General features: G+C 62.9%; 16 protein-coding genes and 2 pseudogenes. 10 read left to right on the top strand and 8 right to left on the bottom strand.

Annotated elements, in window-relative coordinates:
• Positions 1 to 163: 163 nt before the first annotated feature.
• The 6 genes and pseudogenes from DBO86_RS01075 to DBO86_RS01050 all read left to right on the top strand — a co-directional run bounded on the left by DBO86_RS01075 (position 164) and on the right by DBO86_RS01050 (position 8,288).
• The gene (locus tag DBO86_RS01075) at positions 164 to 556 is read left to right on the top strand and encodes a hypothetical protein (RefSeq protein ID WP_074856001.1); all 393 of its coding nucleotides are present in this window, start codon (positions 164 to 166) and stop codon (positions 554 to 556) included.
• 246 nt (positions 557 to 802) lie between these two features.
• The gene (gene nosP / locus DBO86_RS01070) at positions 803 to 1,966 is read left to right on the top strand and encodes a nitric oxide-sensing protein NosP (protein ID WP_108232757.1); all 1,164 of its coding nucleotides are present in this window, start codon (positions 803 to 805) and stop codon (positions 1,964 to 1,966) included.
• Positions 1,896 to 4,531, top strand: a pseudogene (nahK, locus tag DBO86_RS01065) (hybrid sensor histidine kinase/response regulator NahK/ErcS'). The gene nosP and the pseudogene nahK overlap by 71 nt, the downstream one beginning before the upstream one ends.
• Before the next feature lie 600 nt (positions 4,532 to 5,131).
• Positions 5,132 to 6,541, top strand: a complete 1,410-nt coding sequence (locus DBO86_RS01060) for a circularly permuted type 2 ATP-grasp protein (protein WP_108232756.1) — start codon at positions 5,132 to 5,134, stop codon at positions 6,539 to 6,541.
• Positions 6,542 to 6,543: 2 nt separating this feature from the next.
• Positions 6,544 to 7,494, top strand: coding sequence for an alpha-E domain-containing protein (locus DBO86_RS01055; RefSeq protein ID WP_108232755.1), 951 nt, complete (start codon positions 6,544 to 6,546; stop codon positions 7,492 to 7,494).
• Complete coding sequence (locus DBO86_RS01050; RefSeq protein ID WP_003461372.1) at positions 7,491 to 8,288, top strand: transglutaminase family protein; 798 nt, start codon at positions 7,491 to 7,493, stop codon at positions 8,286 to 8,288. The genes DBO86_RS01055 and DBO86_RS01050 overlap by 4 nt, the downstream gene beginning before the upstream one ends.
• A gap of 133 nt (positions 8,289 to 8,421) precedes the next feature.
• Here the strand turns inward: DBO86_RS01050 and DBO86_RS01045 are convergent, their stop codons facing one another.
• Both DBO86_RS01045 and DBO86_RS01040 read right to left on the bottom strand, forming a co-directional pair.
• Positions 8,422 to 9,228, bottom strand: coding sequence for a c-type cytochrome (locus DBO86_RS01045; protein WP_084340761.1), 807 nt, complete (start codon positions 9,226 to 9,228; stop codon positions 8,422 to 8,424).
• Positions 9,225 to 9,584 (bottom strand): rhodanese-like domain-containing protein, encoded by a 360-nt coding sequence (locus tag DBO86_RS01040; protein ID WP_084340762.1) that lies wholly within the window; start codon positions 9,582 to 9,584, stop codon positions 9,225 to 9,227. Before DBO86_RS01040 ends, DBO86_RS01045 begins: the two co-directional genes overlap by 4 nt.
• A gap of 94 nt (positions 9,585 to 9,678) precedes the next feature.
• Here DBO86_RS01040 and DBO86_RS01035 point away from each other — a divergent pair, with 94 nt between their 5' ends.
• From DBO86_RS01035 to DBO86_RS01025, 3 genes are all read left to right on the top strand, one after another.
• The gene (locus DBO86_RS01035; protein ID WP_108232754.1) at positions 9,679 to 10,566 is read left to right on the top strand and encodes an AEC family transporter; all 888 of its coding nucleotides are present in this window, start codon (positions 9,679 to 9,681) and stop codon (positions 10,564 to 10,566) included.
• 590 nt (positions 10,567 to 11,156) lie between these two features.
• A complete protein-coding gene (locus DBO86_RS01030) occupies positions 11,157 to 12,362 on the top strand; it encodes an acetyl-CoA C-acetyltransferase (RefSeq protein WP_108232753.1) in 1,206 nt (401 codons plus the stop codon).
• Between the two features lie 95 nt (positions 12,363 to 12,457).
• A complete protein-coding gene (locus DBO86_RS01025; protein ID WP_108232752.1) occupies positions 12,458 to 14,602 on the top strand; it encodes a 3-hydroxyacyl-CoA dehydrogenase NAD-binding domain-containing protein in 2,145 nt (714 codons plus the stop codon).
• 140 nt (positions 14,603 to 14,742) lie between these two features.
• Here DBO86_RS01025 and DBO86_RS01020 read toward each other — a convergent pair.
• The 3 genes and pseudogenes from DBO86_RS01020 to DBO86_RS27000 form a co-directional block, all read right to left on the bottom strand.
• Positions 14,743 to 15,006: pseudogene (locus tag DBO86_RS01020) on the bottom strand (PepSY domain-containing protein).
• A gap of 53 nt (positions 15,007 to 15,059) precedes the next feature.
• Entirely contained in the window at positions 15,060 to 15,260 is a 201-nt protein-coding gene (gene ptrC / locus DBO86_RS01015; protein WP_108232751.1) for a type III secretion system co-regulatory protein PtrC, read from the bottom strand.
• Positions 15,261 to 15,280: 20 nt separating this feature from the next.
• Entirely contained in the window at positions 15,281 to 15,394 is a 114-nt protein-coding gene (locus tag DBO86_RS27000) for a PA2485 family small membrane protein (RefSeq protein WP_279630219.1), read from the bottom strand.
• 298 nt (positions 15,395 to 15,692) lie between these two features.
• Here DBO86_RS27000 and DBO86_RS01010 point away from each other — a divergent pair, with 298 nt between their 5' ends.
• The gene (locus tag DBO86_RS01010; RefSeq protein WP_108232750.1) at positions 15,693 to 16,418 is read left to right on the top strand and encodes an amidotransferase; all 726 of its coding nucleotides are present in this window, start codon (positions 15,693 to 15,695) and stop codon (positions 16,416 to 16,418) included.
• Between the two features lie 43 nt (positions 16,419 to 16,461).
• Here DBO86_RS01010 and DBO86_RS01005 read toward each other — a convergent pair whose 3' ends face one another.
• The 3 genes from DBO86_RS01005 to DBO86_RS00995 all read right to left on the bottom strand — a co-directional run bounded on the left by DBO86_RS01005 (position 16,462) and on the right by DBO86_RS00995 (position 17,778).
• A complete protein-coding gene (locus DBO86_RS01005) occupies positions 16,462 to 16,704 on the bottom strand; it encodes a hypothetical protein (protein ID WP_003461396.1) in 243 nt (80 codons plus the stop codon).
• Between the two features lie 10 nt (positions 16,705 to 16,714).
• The gene (locus DBO86_RS01000; RefSeq protein ID WP_003461399.1) at positions 16,715 to 16,909 is read right to left on the bottom strand and encodes a hypothetical protein; all 195 of its coding nucleotides are present in this window, start codon (positions 16,907 to 16,909) and stop codon (positions 16,715 to 16,717) included.
• A gap of 146 nt (positions 16,910 to 17,055) precedes the next feature.
• Positions 17,056 to 17,778, bottom strand: coding sequence for a 1-acylglycerol-3-phosphate O-acyltransferase (locus DBO86_RS00995; RefSeq protein ID WP_108232749.1), 723 nt, complete (start codon positions 17,776 to 17,778; stop codon positions 17,056 to 17,058).
• Positions 17,779 to 17,813 lie beyond the last annotated feature (35 nt).

Raw genomic sequence — 17,813 nt, 5'->3', positions numbered from 1 at the left:
ACAAGCTGGATCGCCAGCCCGGTCGGAATGCTCATGTGCAAAAGTACAGTCGCCCGCGACCTCGGCCGCTCCTCGCTTGTTTTTGCGGGGCCGCCATCGGTGTTGTATCGCTCTAGCTCGCCAGATCGTGAACAGACTCTCAGGGATCGAAAGGAAGAATTCAATGATCGGACTCTGGAGCGAATCGGCTCAAACCTATCTGCTGGTACTGGCGATCAGCACTACGCTGGTCTTTGCGCTGCCCATCTTCCTCGTGCCGCTGGCCTGGGCGCGCCTGATGCGTTGGCGCATTCCGCAGGACATCGACCTGGCGGTGTATTTCGGGCGCTGTCTGGGCGCCTTCATCCTCATCGTCGAAGCGCTGATGCTGCGCGCCGCGCTGACCGGTGAAGCGCTGCACACCACCTTCGAGGTGCTGGCCGCGGTGGCCCTGCTGATGGTGCTGGTGCATGTGCATGGCGCGATCAAGCGCATCCAGCCGTGGACGGAAACCCTGGAGATCGGCTTTTACGCCGGAATGTTCGTGCTGAACCTGATGTTCTGGCCGGCCCTGTAAGAACACTGGTGCGCACGGCGCAGCAGTTTGTAGGGCGGGTGCAACCCGCCGTTGCCCACTGGCGGGTTGCACCCGCCCTACATATTGAATTGCCCATGTATGGCGTGAGCGGGGTGGCGGCGTGCGTCGCGTACTGCTTCGCGAGTACGCCCTACGGATCGACTACCCAGTACTCAAGTAGCATGGGGCGGGCAGCACCGGCTTCGTAGAATTTCGCCATGATCAGCAGGTGCATTGGGGCGTGATATGGCCTTGCAACAGCCGGACGGCGTGCTAAGCGCCGTCTCCAGCACGAAGGATGTGGAATTGGCCGCCCAGGAACTGGCGCGCCAGCTGATCCACCCCTATCTCGGCTTCGTGCTGTTCTTCTGCTCGGCTGAATACGACCTCGACGGGCTCGGCCAGGCGCTGGAAGCCCACTTCGGCGGCGTCAGCCTGGTCGGCTGTACCAGCGCCGGTGAGATCACCCCGCAGGGCTATGGCCGTGGCTGCGTGGTGGCGCTGGGCTTCGACCTGCGCTGTTTCTCCATCGCCAGCGTGCTGATCGACGAGATGGAGCGCTTCAATCTGCTCGACGCGCAGCAATTGGTCGATGGTCTGGTCAAGAATTGCCGCAGCAACGAGCTGGCCTCGATCAAGGGCCACAGCTTCGCCCTGACCCTGCTCGACGGACTTTCCAGCCGCGAAGAACTGGTGCTCGGCGCACTCAGCGCGGCGTTGGGCAGCATCCCGCACTTCGGCGGCTCGGCCGGCGACGATAACCACCTGACCCATACCCACGTTTATCACGGCGGCCGCTTCCACAGCGGCGCAGCGGTAGTGGTGCTGTTCAACACCTGGCTGGAGTTCGAGGTGTTCAGCACCCATCACATCCAGCCCAGTGCGGAAAAGCTCGTGGTAACCCGCGCCGACAGTGCCACACGGCGGGTGTTTGAGCTCAATGCCGCACCGGCCGCGCAGGAATATGCCGAGCTGATCGGGGTGCCGGTCGAGGCGCTGGATCTGCGCGCGTTCGCCGCCTATCCGCTGGCGGTACGGATCAGCGATCACTACTACGTGCGCTCGATCCAGCAGGTGCACGACGACCTCAGCCTGACCTTCTACTGCGCGGTGGAGAACGGCATCGTCCTCACTGCCATGCGCCCGGGCCCCTTGCTGCCGAACCTTGCGCAGCTGTTCGCCGGGCTGGAGCAGCGCCTCGGTCCGCTGCTGCTGACCATCGGCTGCGACTGCTTCCTGCGCCGCCTGGAGATCGAGAACGATGGCGGCGTCGAGTCGGTCGCCACGCTGCTGCGCCAGCAGCGGGTGATCGGCTTCAACACCTACGGAGAGCAGTTCAATGGCATGCACATCAACCAGACCTTCACCGGCGTCGCAATTGGCCGACCTGTTGGGCGTGGCGAGCGCTGAGCTGCAGGCACGCTGTGCGGCGCTGGAGCAGGAGAACGCCAAGCTCAGGCGAATCAACTCCGCGTTGATCGAGCGGGTCGAGTCGATCCATTCCCGTGGCGATGACGCCTACGCGGCCTTCCAGCACTCGGTGGTGCTGTCCGAGCAGGTGCGCGAGCGCACCGACGCGCTGAACCAGGCGATGGCCGAGTTGAAGTCGAGCAACCAGTTACTCAGCGATGCGCGGCTGCGCGCCGAGACCGCGCACCAGCATTTGATCGACGCCATCGAGAGCATCTCCGACGCCTTCGTGCTGTTCGATGATCGACAGCGCATCGTGCTATTCAACAGCCGCTTCAAGGCGCTGTGGTCGCGCAGCCGCGCGCGTATCGGCACCGGTACGCGGTTGGAGGAGATTCGCCGGCTGAGCCGCAGCACTGGTCTGGTGGTGGAAGCGCAGTTGGGCAAGGAGGGCGAGCCGAGCCTGTTCCGCCTGCAGGACGGGCGCTGGGTGCAGGTCAGTGAGCGGCCGACCCGGGAGGGCGGGCTGGTGATCCTTTACGCCGACATCACCGAGGTGAAGCAGAGCGAGGCGCTGCGCCGCGAGCAGGCCCTGGCGCAGAAGTCGCGCCTGCTGCAGCGCGCGGTCGACAACCTGTCGCAGGGCATGGCCATGGTCAATGCCGAGGGTGCACTGGAGTTGTGGAACCACCGTTTCCTCGAACTCTGCGGCCTGGCGCCGATCAACGCCCATCGGCCGTTCGCCGAAGTGATGGCGGAAAGCGAACTTGAACCGCTGACCCCGGACAGCCGCGACGCCGCCGGCAAACCGCTGCGCCAGGTGGAGGTGCGTCTGTTCAACGGACGCATGCTGGAAGTGCGTACTCATCCGCTGCCCACCGGCGGCTTCGTCAACACCTTCACCGATATCACCGAGCGCCATCGCCAGGCTCAGGCGCTGAGCGACAGCGAGCGCTGGATTCGCCTGATCACCGATCACGTGCCGGCGCTGATCGCCTACCTGTCGGCTGATCTGGTCTACGAATTCACCAACAAGGTTTACGAGGAATGGTACTGCTGGCCACGCGGCGCCATGCTCGGCCAGAGCCTGCGCGAAGTGCACAGCGAGGAGCATTGCCAGCGTCTGGAACCCTACGTCGAATTGGCGCTGTCCGGCGAGAGCGTGACCTTCGAATTCGCCGAAACCAACCACAACGGCCAGGAGCGCTACATGTTGCGTTCCTACGTGCCCAACCGTCAGGCCAGCGGCGAAGTGGTCGGCATCTTCGTGCTGATCCGCGATATCACCGAGCGCCGCCGCACCGCCGAGGCGTTGCACCAGGCCTATCAACACCTGGAACAGCGCGTGCGCGAGCGCACCGCCGAGCTGACCACGGTGAACGACCAGCTGCGCCGCGAGATCGACGAGCGCACGCAGATGGAAGCGCGCCTGCGTGATGCCAAGGGCGAGGCCGAGCAGGCCAACCTGTCCAAGACCAAGTTCCTCGCCGCGGTCAGCCATGACCTGCTGCAGCCGCTCAACGCAGCGCGGCTGTTCACCAGTGCCTTGTTGGAGAAACGCGACCTGTCAGGCTGCGCGCCGCTGGTGCGCAACGTCAGCAACTCGCTGGAAGACGTGGAAAGCCTGCTCGGCACGCTGGTGGACATTTCCAAGCTCGATGCCGGGGTGATCAAGCCCGATATCGCGCCATTCGCCGTCAGCGAGCTGCTGGAGAACCTGGCCGCCGAGTATCACCAGATCGCCCGCAGCGAAGGCCTGCGCCTGGATTACCTGCCCAGCTCGGCCCTGGTGCGCAGCGACGTGCAACTGCTGGCGCGGATCCTGCGCAACTTCCTTAGCAACGCCATTCGCTACACCGCCAGCGGGCGCATCCTGCTGGGCTGTCGACGGCGCGGCAACAGCCTGTCCATCGAAGTCTGGGACACCGGCATCGGTATCGCCCAGGACAAGCTGGTGGAGATTTTCCAGGAGTTCAAACGCGGCGATAACGTGCAGCGCAAGCAGGATCGCGGTCTGGGTCTGGGCCTGGCGATCGTCGAGAAGATTGCGGGCATGCTAGGCCATCGCATTCGCGTGGCGTCGCAGCAGGGCAGGGGCTCGATGTTCGCCGTCGAGGTGCCGCTGACCCGCCGCGCGTGCGTGCCGTGCAGGACAGCCCGGATCTGCTGCTTGAACGCCTCAGCGGCGCGCGGGTCTGGGTGCTGGATAACGACGCGGCGATCTGCGCCGGCATGCGCACCCTGCTCGAAGGCTGGGGCTGCCGGGTGGTCACCGCGCTGAGCGAAGAAGACCTGGCGTGCCAGGTGGACAACTACCACGCCGAGGCCGACCTGCTGATCGCCGACTACCACCTCGACGACGAGCGCAATGGCGTCGACGCCGTGGCGCAGATCAACGCCCGGCGTAGTACACCGCTACCGGCGCTGATGATCACCGCCAACTACAGCAACGAGCTCAAGCAGCAGATGCGCGAGCTGGGCCATAGCCTGCTGCACAAGCCGGTGCGACCGATGAAGCTGAAGGCGGCGATGAGTCATTTGATGGAGCGTGGAGCGGGTGTTTGATCGCGGGTCATATCCGTAGGGTGCTGCCTGTTCAGCGGACAGGTTTACAGGTCGTGAGTCGCAATCGGACGATATTTGTAGGAGCCGGCTTGCCGGCGATCAGGCCACGGATACATGGATCGCCCGCAAGCGGGCTCCTACAACAAGCAGCACTCGCAAAGGGGGCATATTTGTGAGTCGTGATGAGCTGTTGCTGGCGTCTGCTCAGCGAGCCCGTAGCTGATGCAATCCGGGAAAGATCACGCCGTTCTGCCCCGGATTTCATCCGGCTACGCACGTTCATTCCGACACTTGTTCGTCGTGTAGTCGGTACAAAAGCGGTTGCGCTTGACCAGTCGGTCACGCAATGTGACAGCTAAGTGTCCGGGGCCACTGCAGGGCGGGGCTGCAAGCTTTTTACCTTCACCGCGCGCTGCGATGGCCAGTGAATTTTTGCTGTGCCACGCAATGGGGCGGCGTCTCATGACAGAAACATCGCGCCGCACCATTTCGGTGCTTTCTGTTTGGGTTTTGTTGGTATCTATTTGAAATTAAAGGATTAATTTCACTGGCTCGGGCCTTGCAGAGGATGCTGCAAGTCCGGGTGACAAGGAGTACGGCATGGCCCGCACCTTTTATGACGAGATGTACGACGCGAGCGGTGCTGTCCGCCCGCATTACCGCGAATTTGCCCGCTGGTTGGCAGAGACGCCGGACGATCTGCTGGCTCAGCGCCGACGAGAAGCCGACCTATTGTTCCACCGCGCCGGTATCACCTTCACCCTCTACGGAGATGATCAGGGCACCGAGCGGCTGATCCCCTTCGACATCATTCCCCGCTCCATCCCCGCCAGCGAATGGCGTATCGTCGAACGCGGCTGCATCCAGCGTGTGCAGGCACTCAACCTGTTCCTCGCCGACCTCTACCACGACCAGCGCATCATCAAGGCGGGGATCATCCCGGCCGAGCAGGTGCTGGCCAATGAGGGCTACCAGATGGCCATGAAGGGCCTCGACCTGCACCGCGACATCTACGCGCACATTGCCGGGGTCGACCTGGTACGTGACGGCGACGGCAGCTACTACGTACTGGAAGACAACCTGCGCACGCCCAGCGGCGTGAGCTACATGCTCGAAGACCGCAAGATGATGATGCGCCTGTTCCCTGAGCTGTTCGCTGCGCAACGCGTGGCGCCGGTGGACCACTACCCGAACCTGCTGCTCGATGCGCTGAAGAGCTCCAGCCCGCTGGACAACCCCACGGTCGTGGTACTGACGCCGGGCCGCTTCAACAGCGCCTACTTCGAACACGCCTTCCTTGCCCGCGAGATGGGCGTGGAATTGGTGGAGGGCGCTGACCTGTTCGTGCGCGACGACAAGGTCTACATGCGCACCACCGCCGGTGCGCGCCAGGTGGACGTGATCTATCGCCGCCTTGACGACGCCTTCCTCGATCCATTGGCTTTCAACCCCGACTCGCTGCTCGGTGTCGCTGGGCTTTTGTCGGCCTATCGTTCGCGCAATGTGGTGCTGGCCAACGCCATCGGCACTGGCGTGGCCGACGATAAGTCGATCTACCCCTACGTCGGTGACATGATCCGCTTCTATCTGGACGAGGAGCCGATCCTCAAGAACGTGCCAACCTGGCAGTGTCGCAAACCGGAAGAACTGTCCCACGTGTTGGCCAATCTGTCCGAGCTGGTGGTCAAGGAAACCCAGGGCTCCGGCGGCTACGGCATGCTGGTCGGCCCGGCGGCGAGCAAGGCCGAGATCGAGAACTTCCGCGCGCAGTTGATGGCCAAACCGGAGGCCTATATCGCTCAGCCGACGCTGTGCTTGTCGACCTGCCCGACCTTCGTCGAGCGCGGCATCGCACCACGCCATATCGATCTGCGCCCGTTCGTTCTGACCGGTCGCGAAACCCGCCTGGTGCCTGGCGGTCTGACGCGTGTGGCACTGCGCGAAGGCTCGCTGGTGGTCAATTCGTCGCAAGGCGGCGGGACCAAGGACACCTGGGTGGTGGAGGACTGACCATGCTTTCGAGAACTGCCTCCGATCTGTACTGGATGTCGCGCTACCTGGAACGTGCCGAGAATCTCGCGCGTATGCTCGATGTCAGCTATTCGCTTTCGCTGATGCCGCAGGACGGCCGGGGCGATGGCCTCGATGAACTGGCCATGCCGCTGCTGATCACCGGCACCCTGGACGACTACCTGGAGCGCCACGGCCCGCTGCACGGCGAGCGCATGCTGCATTTCTTCGCCCTCGATGCGAGCAACCCCGGCAGCATCTACTGCTGCCTGCAGGCCGCGCGCAGCAATGCCCATGCCGTGCGCGGGCGGATCACTGCCGACATGTGGGAGAACATCAACGCCACCTGGCTGGAGATGCGCGGTATCGCCGAGCAGGGCCTGGGGCGCTACGGCATCAGCCGTTTCTGCGAATGGGTGAAGGAGCGTTCACACCTGTTCCGTGGCGCCACCTTTGGCACCATCATGCGCGGCGAGGCCTATCGCTTCATCCGCCTGGGCACCTTCATCGAGCGCGCTGACAACACCCTGCGCCTGCTCGATGCGCGCTACGAAATGCTCGGCGAGGAAATCGACGAGCTGGAAGAGCGTACGGCGCGTAGCTATTACCAATGGAGTGCCTTGCTGCGCGCGCTGTCCTCGTTCGAGGCCTTCGCCGAGATCTATCGAGGATCGCCGCGTACGCGCAAGGTCGCCGAGCTGCTGCTGTTGCGCCCCGAGGTACCGCGCTCGCTGCGTGCCTGCATGGAAGAACTGAATCTGATGCTCGCCGGTCTGCCGGGTGAGAACGGTCGCCCGGCACAACGCCTGGCCGCCGAACTGGATGCGCGACTGCGCTATACCAGCATCGACGAAGTGCTCGACGAAGGCCTGCATGCCTGGCTCACCGACTTCATTCTGCTGGTGCGCCAGCTAGGCAATACCATCCATACGTCCTACCTGGAGGTCGCATGAGACTCTCGATCAGTCATGACACCACCTACCGCTACGATGACCAGGTACGCGCGAGTATCCAGTACCTGCGCCTGACCCCGCATGACAGCGAGCGCCAGCAGGTACTCAGCTGGCAGCTTGATCTGCCGCGCCCGGTGCACGCTCAGCTCGACCCCTACGGCAACATTCTGCACGTGCTGACCCTGGACGAGCCGCACGAGTCCATCGTCATCGGCGCCCGCGGCCAGGTGGAGATCGACGAAACCTGCGAGGCCGAGCACGAGCGCCAGTCAGCGCTGCCGTTCTTGCGCTTCACCCGCCTGACCCAGGCCGACGACGCCATCCGCGAGTTCGCCGCGCAGCAGAGCAAGGCACGTACGGATCGCAACGGCTTGATCGACCTGATGCATGCGCTCAATGCCCATATCGCCTACCAGCCAGGCATCACCGAGGTGGACACCAGTGCCGTCGAGGCCTTTGCCGGTCGTCGTGGCGTCTGCCAGGATCACACTCATGCCTTCCTCGCCTGCGCGCGCAGCCTGGGCGTGCCGGCGCGCTATGTGTCGGGCTACCTCTATACCGACGATGCCGAGCACCTGGCCAGCCACGCCTGGGCCGAGGCCTGGGTCGGCGATGCCTGGTACAGCTTCGACGTGACCAACTGCCTGGCGCGCCCGGAGCGACATCTGAAGCTGGCAGTCGGCCTGGATTACCTCGATGCCTGCCCGGTACGTGGCATGCGCCGCGGTGGCGGTTGCGAGCAAATGCATGCGCAGGTGCAGGTGGCGCCACTGCTGCAGGTGCGTCAGCAGTGATGCGCCAATAGGCGCTCGTGACATAGGGGCGCCGCGCGCCCCAGACTGACGGCCTTTCGTGGGGCGCGCCATGCGCACCTCGGTTTACCCCGCCAAAATCCCGGTGCGCACGGCGCACCCTTCCCAAATCGTTCTACGGGCTCGTGTCGCTCTTGCGCTGGGCCATGTGCCGCAGGTAGGCGATCAAGCGCTGCAGTTCGGCAGGTGGCAGTACCTGCTCGCTGAAGCCGGGCATACGCCCCTGCGGCCAGCGCCGCAAGCTCTGTGGGTCGCGGATGTAGCGCTGTAGAAAATCGCCTGTGAAATATTCGGTCGGGTTGTGCGGAATGTTCAGGTCCGGGCCGAACTCGGAATCACCCGCGCCATTGAGGCGATGACAGGCCATGCAGTTCTTCTGGTAGACGGCGAAACCGGCCTGCACCTCAGCATTGGCATCCGTCGCCGGGAGCAGGGCAGGGAAGCGCTGTTCGACAGCGGCCAGCTGACGAATCCGGGCGACCTGAAAGGGCCACTGCTCGGGGCCGATCTGGCTGGCAGAAGGATCGGTCCAGACCAGGTAGAAAGGTCCTGCGCTGGGTTTGCCCTGTGCCAGCGGCGGCCAGGGATGCTCGGGATCTTCGATGGCCAGCCAGGCTTTTGCTCCTTCCCTGGCCAACAGAATCGAGGCTGGCAGTTCTGCGGCAAAACCGTCGAGCGCCACGGCCTGGAGATGGTCGCCGGGCTCGATACCCTCCAGCAGCGCACTGACCGGCACGGCGCTGTAGTGCATGGTGCGCTTGTAGCTGACGTCATCGATGATCTCGATATCGCGCGCTTGCGGGTGCACGAGCAGTTCGCTGCTGCTCCAGGCGCGTCGGCCATCGTTGAGTTGCACCTCGAACTCGGCCGCCTGCGCCACGCCGCTCAGGATGACCAAAGTCAGCAGCAGGGCAGCTCTCATTCGCGATGCTCCAGCAGTGGTCGTAGTTCGTCATAGGCACCGGCATTGATCACCTGGCTATAGCCCATTTCCTCGAGGCTTTGCTGGGCGATGGCGGAGCGGCGACCGCTGCGGCAGTAGAGCACCAGGGGGCGATCTTTGTCCGGGGCGACACTGGCGATCTGTGCGGCGATATCTTCATGGCCGATACGGATGGCGCCGGGCAGTGCACCTTCTGCGAACTCTTCGGCGCTACGCACGTCGATCAGCAGGCTGTCGCTGCGCTGCAAGGCGGAGATGGCGGCGGCCTGATCGATTTCACCGGCATGGGCAGTGAGCAGAGCGAACAGGCTGGTGAGCAGGAGAATCAGGCGCATGGCAGACCCCAGAGCGGATTGATAGGACCCGGCATCATTGCCCGAGCCTTTTGTGCAGTCTAGGATGCCTCGCTCGACGTGACGGGGGTAGTAGATGTTAGCCGAGTTGTTCGCCGTTCTGGCTCCGGTACTGATTGCGGCAGGCATCGGCTACGGCTGGGTGCGCAGCGGTCACCAGTACCCCACTGATTTCATCGCGCGCCTGGTGCTAAATGTCGGTACGCCTTGCCTGGTGCTGTCTACCCTGAGCCGAGCCGAACTGGATGTGGGGGCCTTCTCGCAGATGGCCCTGGCCTGCGTGCTGGTGACCTCATGCATGGGGCTGGTCGGCTGGCTGCTGAGTCGCCTGTTCGGCCTGGACTGGAAAGTGCTGGTACCGGCCTACCTGTTCCCGAACTCGGGCAACATGGGCCTGCCCATGGCCCTGTTCGCCTTCGGTGAGCCTGGCCTGGCATTGGCAGTGGCATTTTTCCTGGTGTTGTCGGTGGGGCATTTCAGTATCGGCATGCTGCTCTCCGGGGCCGCGGCTTCAGTCAAGGGACTGTTGCTCAACCCGATCATGATCAGCCTGGCGCTGGTGATGCCAGTGCTGTTTCTCGATGTTGAATTGCCGCGCTGGCTGGCCAATACCGTCGACCTGTTGGGCGGTATGACCATCCCGCTGATGTTGATCACGCTGGGTGTGTCACTGGCCAGTATCCGTGTGCAGCACCTGGGTAACGGCCTGGTGCTGGGGTTGCTGCGCATTCTTTGTGGCGCGGCGCTGGGCTGGATCATCGGCTGGGCAATCGGCTTGCAGCAGTTGGCGCACGCCGTATTGGTGCTGCAGCCGTCGATGCCAGTGGCGGTGTTCAATTACCTGTTCGCGGTGCGCGCAGGCCGTTCAGCTGAGCAGGTCGCCAGTCTGGTGCTGTGCTCGACACTGCTGGCCTTCGTGCTGATTCCACTGCTGCTGGCGTGGTGGATACCCGCACTGCGCTGAGCGCGCTACGGCGTCTGCGCAGTTGCGGGGACAGTGGGGGATCAACTGACCAGACGGGTCAGATTGGGAAGGATCAGGATGATTGCCGTGGCGAAAAGTATTACGCCAGCCTGGCGATATTTCGGCTGTTTGAACATGGCTGCATGCCTTTTGTTGTTATGGGGGCACCGGGAGCCTGCATCACCATGCGGCAGGCTGCTGTGTCACACCAGGCGTTGCTTTGATTGCCCGCCCCGGCATGACCCGGCGACGGTTCCCTGCACCCGTTTCTGATACAGGCACAGGAGTAACTCTAGGGCTGACGTCACAGTTTCCTTAGATGGTTTGGTTGCTAACGAAGTGCTGTTAGGAAGCTGGGGCTATGTGCGACGTCCTCCAGAACAATGCAGGCCTTGAGGCAGACAGCTTGCTCGCCCTTGCAGCCGTCAGTTCGAGCAAGCGACCGTTCGTCTGAGCTCAGCGGTCAATGGTACTGAGCGCTTAGGTCATTGAGCGCTGATGTACCAGCGCTATGGTAGTCAGGCTCAATAAGAACAGGCGCGGCCGGTTTGTGATGTTCCGCCAGCGCCGTATCAGTCTCCGAGGACGCCATGACCGAAGCATATATTTTCGATGCGGTGCGCACACCGCGTGGCAAGAGCAAGAAGGACGGCGCGCTGTACAGCGTCAAGCCGGTTCAGCTGATTGCCGGCCTGCTCAATGCCCTGCAAACGCGCAACGATCTGGATACCAGCCAGGTGGACGACATCGTGCTGGGCTGCGTGACGCCCGTGGGCGATCAGGGCGCCGATATCGCCAAGACCGCCGCCATGGTCGCGGACTGGGACGTCAGCGTCGCCGGCGTGCAGCTCAACCGCTTCTGCGCCTCGGGCCTGGAGGCGGTGAACCTGGGCGCGATGAAGGTGCGCTCCGGCTTCGAGGATCTGGTGGTGGTCGGTGGCGTGGAGTCCATGTCGCGCGTGCCCATGGGCTCGGACGGCGGCGCCTGGGTCATGGACCCGGAAACCAACATCCACACCAATTTCGTCCCGCAGGGTATCGGTGCCGACCTGATCGCCACCCTGGAGGATTTCAGCCGCGCTGATGTCGATGCCTTCGCCCTGTGCTCGCAGCACAAGGCGGCGCGCGCCAGCGCTGATGGCTCGTTCGCCAAGTCGCTGGTGCCGGTGACCGACCAGAACGGCATCGTGCTGCTTGACCATGACGAGTTCATCCGTGGCGATTCGACCCTGGAAGGCCTCGGCAAGCTCAAGCCGAGCTTCGAGATGATGGGGCAGATGGGCTTCGACGCCACTGCGCTGCGCGTCTACAGCCATGTTGAGCGTATCGAGCACGTACACACGCCGGGCAACAGCTCCGGCATCGTCGACGGCGCCGCGCTGATGCTGATCGGCTCCGCGGCCAAGGGCAAGGAACTGGGCCTGAAACCGCGTGCGCGCATCGTCGCCACCGCGGTGACCAGCACCGACCCGACCATCATGCTCACCGGCCCGGCGCCGGCCACGCGTAAGGCGCTGGCCAAGGCGGGACTCTCCATCGACGACATCGACCTGTTCGAGGTCAACGAGGCTTTTGCCTCCGTTGTCATGAAGTTCATGAAGGACATGGGCGTGAGCGAGGACAAGGTCAACGTCAACGGCGGTTCCATCGCCATGGGCCACCCGCTGGGCGCCACCGGCTGCGCCATCCTCGGCACGCTGCTCGATGAACTGGAGAAGCGCCAGTTGCGCTACGGCCTTGCCACCCTCTGCGTGGGCGGCGGCATGGGCATCGCCACCATCATCGAACGAATCTGATCGGTACGGGTGAAACCCGCCATTCGTGTGCTGGCGGGTTGCACCCGCCCTACGCAGCTACGCAGCTCCCACAGCTTTGGGAAGAGAATACAAAAATGACAGACGCCATCCGTTACGAAAAAGGCCAGGACAATATCGTCGTCCTGACCATGGACATGCCCGGCCAGAGCGCCAATACCATGAACGCGGTGTACCGCGAGGCCATGGGCCAGATCGTCGACCGCCTGGAAGCGGAAAAGGACTCGATCGCCGGGGTGATCGTCACCTCGGCGAAGAAGACCTTCTTCGCCGGCGGCGACCTCAATGAACTGATCAAGGTCACCCAGGCCGAGGCCCAGGGCTTCTACGAGATGATCCTGAGAATCAAGGGCCAACTGCGCCGCCTGGAAACCCTCGGCAAGCCGGTGGTTGCCGCCATCAACGGCGCAGCGCTGGGCGGCGGCTGGGAAATCGCCTTGGCCTGCCACCATCGCATCGCGCTGAACGAAAGCCACGTGCAGCTCGGTTTGCCGGAAGTCACCCTCGGCCTGCTGCCAGGCGGCGGCGGTGTGGTGCGTATGGTGCGTCTGCTCGGTCTGGAAAAGGCCTTGCCGTACCTGGCCGAGGGTAAGAAGGTACGCCCGGACGCTGCGCTCAAGGCCGGCCTGATCCACGATCTGGCCAGCGACCGTGACGAGATGCTGGCCAAAGCGCGTGCCTGGATCGCCGCCAACCCGGTGGCCAAGCAGCCGTGGGACGTGCAGGGCTACAAGATTCCCGGCGGCACGCCCAGCTCGCCCAACGTGGCGCAGATGCTGGCCATCGCCCCGAGCGTGCTGCGCAACAAGACCAAGGGCTGCTTCCCGGCGCCGGAGAAGATCATGTGCGCCGCCGTCGAGGGCGCGCAGGTCGACTTCGACACCGCGCAGATCATCGAGGCGCGCTACTTCACCGAGCTGACCACCGGCCAGGTGGCGAAGAACATGATTGGTACCTTCTGGTTCCAGCTCAACGAAATCAATGCTGGCGGCTCGCGCCCACAGGGCTATCCGAAAACCAAGACGAAAAAAGTCGGCGTGCTTGGTGCCGGCATGATGGGCGCCGGCATTGCCTACGTTTCGGCGGCCGCCGGCATCGAAGTGGTACTCAAGGATGTGTCCCTCGACGCGGCGGAGAAGGGCAAGGGCTACTCGGCCAAGCTGCTCGACAAGAAAGTGAGCAAGGGCCACATGACGGCCGAGCAGCGCGAAGCCTTCCTGGCGCTGATCAAAGCGACCGACAGCGAGGCGGATTTTGCCGGCTGCGACCTGATCATCGAAGCCGTGTTCGAGGATCGTGCGCTCAAGGGCAAGGTTACCGCTGCCGCCGAAGCTGCTGCTCTGAGCGATGCAGTGATCGCCTCCAACACCTCGACGCTGCCGATCTCCGGCCTGGCGACTGCCGTGGCCAAACCGGAGAAATTCATCGGCCTGCATTTCTTCAGCCCGGTGGACAGGATGCCGCTGGTGGAGATCATCCGTGGTGAGAAGACCAGTGACGAGACGCTGGCGCGTGGCTTCGACTACGTCATGCAGATCAAGAAGACCCCCATTGTGGTCAACGACAGCCGCGGCTTCTTCACCTCGCGCGTGTTTGGCACCTTCACCAACGAAGGCCTGGCCATGCTCGGTGAGGGCGTCAGCGCCGCGATGATCGAGAACGAGGCCCGCAAGGCCGGCATGCCGGTCGGCCCGCTGGCGATCAGCGACGAAGTGTCGATGAGCCTGATGAATCACATCCGCCAGCAGACCCTCTCGGATCTGGCGGCCGAGGGCAAATCCATCCCAGAACACCCGGCGTTTGCGGTCATCGACCTGATGCTCAACGAGTACAAGCGTCCGGGCAAAGCGGCGGGCATGGGTTTCTACGACTACCCAGTAGGAGGCAAGAAGCACCTGTGGCCTGAGCTCAAGGCGCGTTTCGAGAAGGCCGATGCGCAGATCTCGCAGGAGGACGTGCGCGACCGCATCCTGTTCATCCAGGCCATCGAGACGGTGCGCTGTGTGGAAGAGGGTGTACTGAAATCGGTGGCCGATGCCAATATCGGCTCGATCTTCGGTATCGGCTTCGCCGCCTGGACCGGCGGTGCGCTGCAGTTCATAAACCAGTACGGGGTGAAGGACTTCGTCGCCCGTGCGCAGTACCTAGCCGAGCAGTACGGCGAACGTTTCCTGCCGCCTGCGCTGTTGCTGGAAAAGGCCGCCAAGGGCGAGACGTTCTGAGCCTCCCTTGTAGGGTGTCGCGGGGCCGCCCAGGCCATGCGCACCGCTTAAGCGGAGTGTCCCCGGTGCGCACGGCGCACCCTACGGATGCAGAAACGGCCCGAAAGGGCCGTTTCTCATTGGCTAGCTGACTGGTTGAGTCAATCGTCCAGCTGGTCGCGAATCACTGCACCGCTCTTGCCGTCGATACGAAATTCGTGAAGACGGCCATCCTGTTTCAGGCCTTCGCCTTCCCAGTAACCGTCATTGTCGGCTTCGATCTTGTGTAGCTCCTAGCCAGCTGCACGTGCTTTGCTCAGCGCCTCGTCGATGCTGATCCAGTCGCTGTCGGGGCGATCTGCTAGAGCGTTGCCGGCAAGCAACAGGCTGCCGGCGAACAGGGTGATCAGGTTGCGTGTTTGCATGGGGCCAGTTCCTCGTTCCGTGAATGTCACGAGGAGTCTAGACCATCGCTTTCTCACGCCGCTTGGCACCAGCCCTGACGGATGCACACGGCTTCGTGGATCGCCAGCATCTCGCTATGACGAGTTGGCATGCGCAGGGTCAACATGCTGCCATCATCGAGTTGCAGGGTGGCTTCGGTTTCGAACTGCAGGCTGCCATCTTGCAGGTGGGCGTAGGTGACGCCGTAGGCGTCCAGGCTGAGTTGGCTGTGCATGGCGGCTCTCCTGAGTTGTGTCAGCTCGGACGAACGTCGCGGGCTGCGGCGGCAGCCTGCTCGGCGCAAACCGGTGCGACGGTCTGGAAGGCGGAAGCGGCGGCGAAGCTGGCGAGTGCGGCGTAGATGCTCATGATCGATTTCCTTCTATGCGATGAGGGCGACTGCCCGATGTGGCGATATTCGCTGCGGGCGTGCAATCACAGAAGTGAATGACGTGCATGGTAGCTATCGAAGCGGCTGATGAAGCGTCGCCACGCACTGAAAGGGTAAAGTTTCGTCAATTTTAATTGACGACCGTTCGTGGCATTGCACAGCGCCGATAATCGCGGATCTGCTTGAAAATCAGGGCTGGCTATTTATTTGTGCGAATTCATATGTTAAGAAAAACGCACAAATCACCCTCCCTCGGCGTTCAACTCAGGAAACCTCATGTCACTGCGTATCTGTATTCTGGAAACTGACATCCTCCGCCCCGAACTGGTCGACCAGTACCAGGGCTATGGCCGCATGTTCGAGCAGTTGTTCGCCCAGCAGCCGGTTGCGGCGGAGTTCAGTGTCTATAACGTGGTGGAGGGGCATTACCCGCCCGATAGCGAGAAATTCGATGCCTATCTGGTGACTGGCAGCAAGGCGGATTCTTTCGGCAGCGATCCCTGGATTCAGACCCTCAAGGAGTATCTGCTCGAGCGCTACAAGCGCGGCGACAAGCTGCTGGGCATCTGTTTTGGTCACCAGCTGCTGGCCTTGCTGCTCGGTGGGAAAGCCGAGCGCGCGGAGCAGGGCTGGGGCGTAGGGGTGCACAGCTATCGCCTGGAGAACAAACCCGAGTGGATGAGCCCGTCGCTGGACGAACTGCAGTTGCTGATCAGCCACCAGGACCAAGTCACCCACCTGCCGGAAAAGGCCACGCTGCTGGCTTCCAGCGATTTCTGCCCGATTGGGGCCTACCACATCGAGGATCAGGTGCTGTGCTTCCAGGGGCATCCAGAGTTCGTTCACGACTACTCGCGGGCATTGCTTGATCTGCGCCAGCAGCATCTCGGTGAGCAGGTCTATCAGCAGGGCGTGGATAGCCTCAAGCATTCGCAGCAGGGCAGTGCAGTGGCTGAGTGGATGATGCGCTTTGTTGCTCAAGGCAAGCAAGCCAAGGCCTGAGTCTGATATCGAGACATGAAAAAGCCCGGTCATCCGGGCTTTTTCATGTCTGCTGAGTGAGCACGAAGTAAGGCGAGAGCCGTTCGCTTCTGTTCGGTGGCGGGCTGCTGCGCTGCCGCTTGAGGCTTTCGGCCAGGTCCAGGTGATGAGCCAGTTTGTGGCTGCATTCGATGTTGCGCGCCACGGCGCCAGCCGAGCCTTTGCCGATGCCACTGAGGGCCAGCAAGGTGGTCAGCAGCGACAGGCTGGCGAGCACCAGCAGGCGGGTGCGGTGATTTTTGATCATGGCCGTTCACTCAACCTTGCGAGCGCGCGCCGAGCAGGGCGGGCAAATGAGTGATCAGGCTCTGCAGCGGGCCTGGTTGTTCTATGGTTGGAGTGCTTGGCTGGACGGCGGCGTAACTCACGACCAGCACCGTCGAGGTGCTGATCAGGTACAGGCCGATGGCAGCGAGAGCGCCGTTGCGGGCGGCTTGAGAGAGGCGGGACATGTTCTGTGCTCCAGGTCAGGAGTGGGTGTGGGCACAGAATCGTCGAAGTCATTTCGATTGAATAATGGATGCTCTGCAGAGTAACTATCGATGGATTTGATAGCAGGCGCGAGTTGCCTGCTCGCTCCGGCATCCCGCGTTATACCTCACGCGGACGCCAGTTCCTTGTCCATGCTGCTGATACATTCGCTCATGGCCTGCTGACAACGCTCCATCAGCGCGGGCATGTCGTCCAGGCTCAGGCCGGCAGTAGGGATTGCCGGCAGCGAGCGAATCAGGATGCGGCCGCTGTTCCAGCGATTCAGGCGCATGGCTTTGCTGTAGTTGCTCACGCACACCGGGATGATCGGAACACCGGCCGTGATCGCCATCTGAAACGCGCCTTTCTTGAACGGCAGCAGGCCTCGGCCAAGGTTGCGCGTGCCTTCCGGGAAGACCCAGATCGAAGTGTCGCGATTGCGCAGGGTTTCGGTGGTGGTCAGCATTGCGCGCTTGGCGGCTACGGCATTGCTGCGATCGATCAGCACGTTACCGGCCAGCCAGTAGAGCTGACCGAAGAATGGCACCCACTTGAGGCTCTTCTTGCCGATGCTCACGGTGCGTTCCGGTACCACGCGGCCAAGCACGTAGAGGTCGAAGTTGGACTGGTGGTTGGCGATGATCACGCAGGAGCGCTGGTGTTCTAAAAGCGGGCGTACGTCAGTCTTCAGCTTCAGGCGCAGCAGGCATAGGGCGGGCAGCGAATAAAAACGCGCGCAGAGGCGGCTGTTGTCGGGGTTGAACGGGCGGCACAGGCCGAGCAGCAGGCCGAGCAGGCCGGCCAGGATGAAATGCACGCCCATCAGCAGTATGCGCAAGACGTAGAGCATTGGGGAGAACCGTCAGGGAAGGGGCGCGCAGTGTA

This window comes from Ectopseudomonas oleovorans, from assembly GCF_003052605.1.
GTDB classification, from domain to species: Bacteria; Pseudomonadota; Gammaproteobacteria; order Pseudomonadales; family Pseudomonadaceae; genus Aquipseudomonas; species Aquipseudomonas oleovorans_A.
The sequence above is the reverse complement of the archived record's forward strand: the minus strand, read 5'-3'. Positions and strand labels throughout refer to the sequence as shown.

Coding starts and splice junctions, on each gene's coding strand:
- DBO86_RS01050 (WP_003461372.1), top strand. CDS start 7,491: ATGAGACTCTCGATCAGTCATGACACCACCTACCGCTACGATGACCAG.
- DBO86_RS00995 (WP_108232749.1), bottom strand. CDS start 17,778: ATGCTCTACGTCTTGCGCATACTGCTGATGGGCGTGCATTTCATCCTG.
- DBO86_RS01055 (WP_108232755.1), top strand. CDS start 6,544: ATGCTTTCGAGAACTGCCTCCGATCTGTACTGGATGTCGCGCTACCTG.
- DBO86_RS01010 (WP_108232750.1), top strand. CDS start 15,693: ATGTCACTGCGTATCTGTATTCTGGAAACTGACATCCTCCGCCCCGAA.
- DBO86_RS01075 (WP_074856001.1), top strand. CDS start 164: ATGATCGGACTCTGGAGCGAATCGGCTCAAACCTATCTGCTGGTACTG.
- DBO86_RS01060 (WP_108232756.1), top strand. CDS start 5,132: ATGGCCCGCACCTTTTATGACGAGATGTACGACGCGAGCGGTGCTGTC.
- ptrC (WP_108232751.1), bottom strand. CDS start 15,260: ATGCACAGCCAACTCAGCCTGGACGCCTACGGCGTCACCTACGCCCAC.
- DBO86_RS01040 (WP_084340762.1), bottom strand. CDS start 9,584: ATGCGCCTGATTCTCCTGCTCACCAGCCTGTTCGCTCTGCTCACTGCC.
- DBO86_RS01030 (WP_108232753.1), top strand. CDS start 11,157: ATGACCGAAGCATATATTTTCGATGCGGTGCGCACACCGCGTGGCAAG.
- DBO86_RS27000 (WP_279630219.1), bottom strand. CDS start 15,394: ATGAGCATCTACGCCGCACTCGCCAGCTTCGCCGCCGCTTCCGCCTTC.
- DBO86_RS01005 (WP_003461396.1), bottom strand. CDS start 16,704: ATGATCAAAAATCACCGCACCCGCCTGCTGGTGCTCGCCAGCCTGTCG.
- DBO86_RS01035 (WP_108232754.1), top strand. CDS start 9,679: ATGTTAGCCGAGTTGTTCGCCGTTCTGGCTCCGGTACTGATTGCGGCA.
- nosP (WP_108232757.1), top strand. CDS start 803: ATGGCCTTGCAACAGCCGGACGGCGTGCTAAGCGCCGTCTCCAGCACG.
- DBO86_RS01045 (WP_084340761.1), bottom strand. CDS start 9,228: ATGAGAGCTGCCCTGCTGCTGACTTTGGTCATCCTGAGCGGCGTGGCG.
- DBO86_RS01000 (WP_003461399.1), bottom strand. CDS start 16,909: ATGTCCCGCCTCTCTCAAGCCGCCCGCAACGGCGCTCTCGCTGCCATC.
- DBO86_RS01025 (WP_108232752.1), top strand. CDS start 12,458: ATGACAGACGCCATCCGTTACGAAAAAGGCCAGGACAATATCGTCGTC.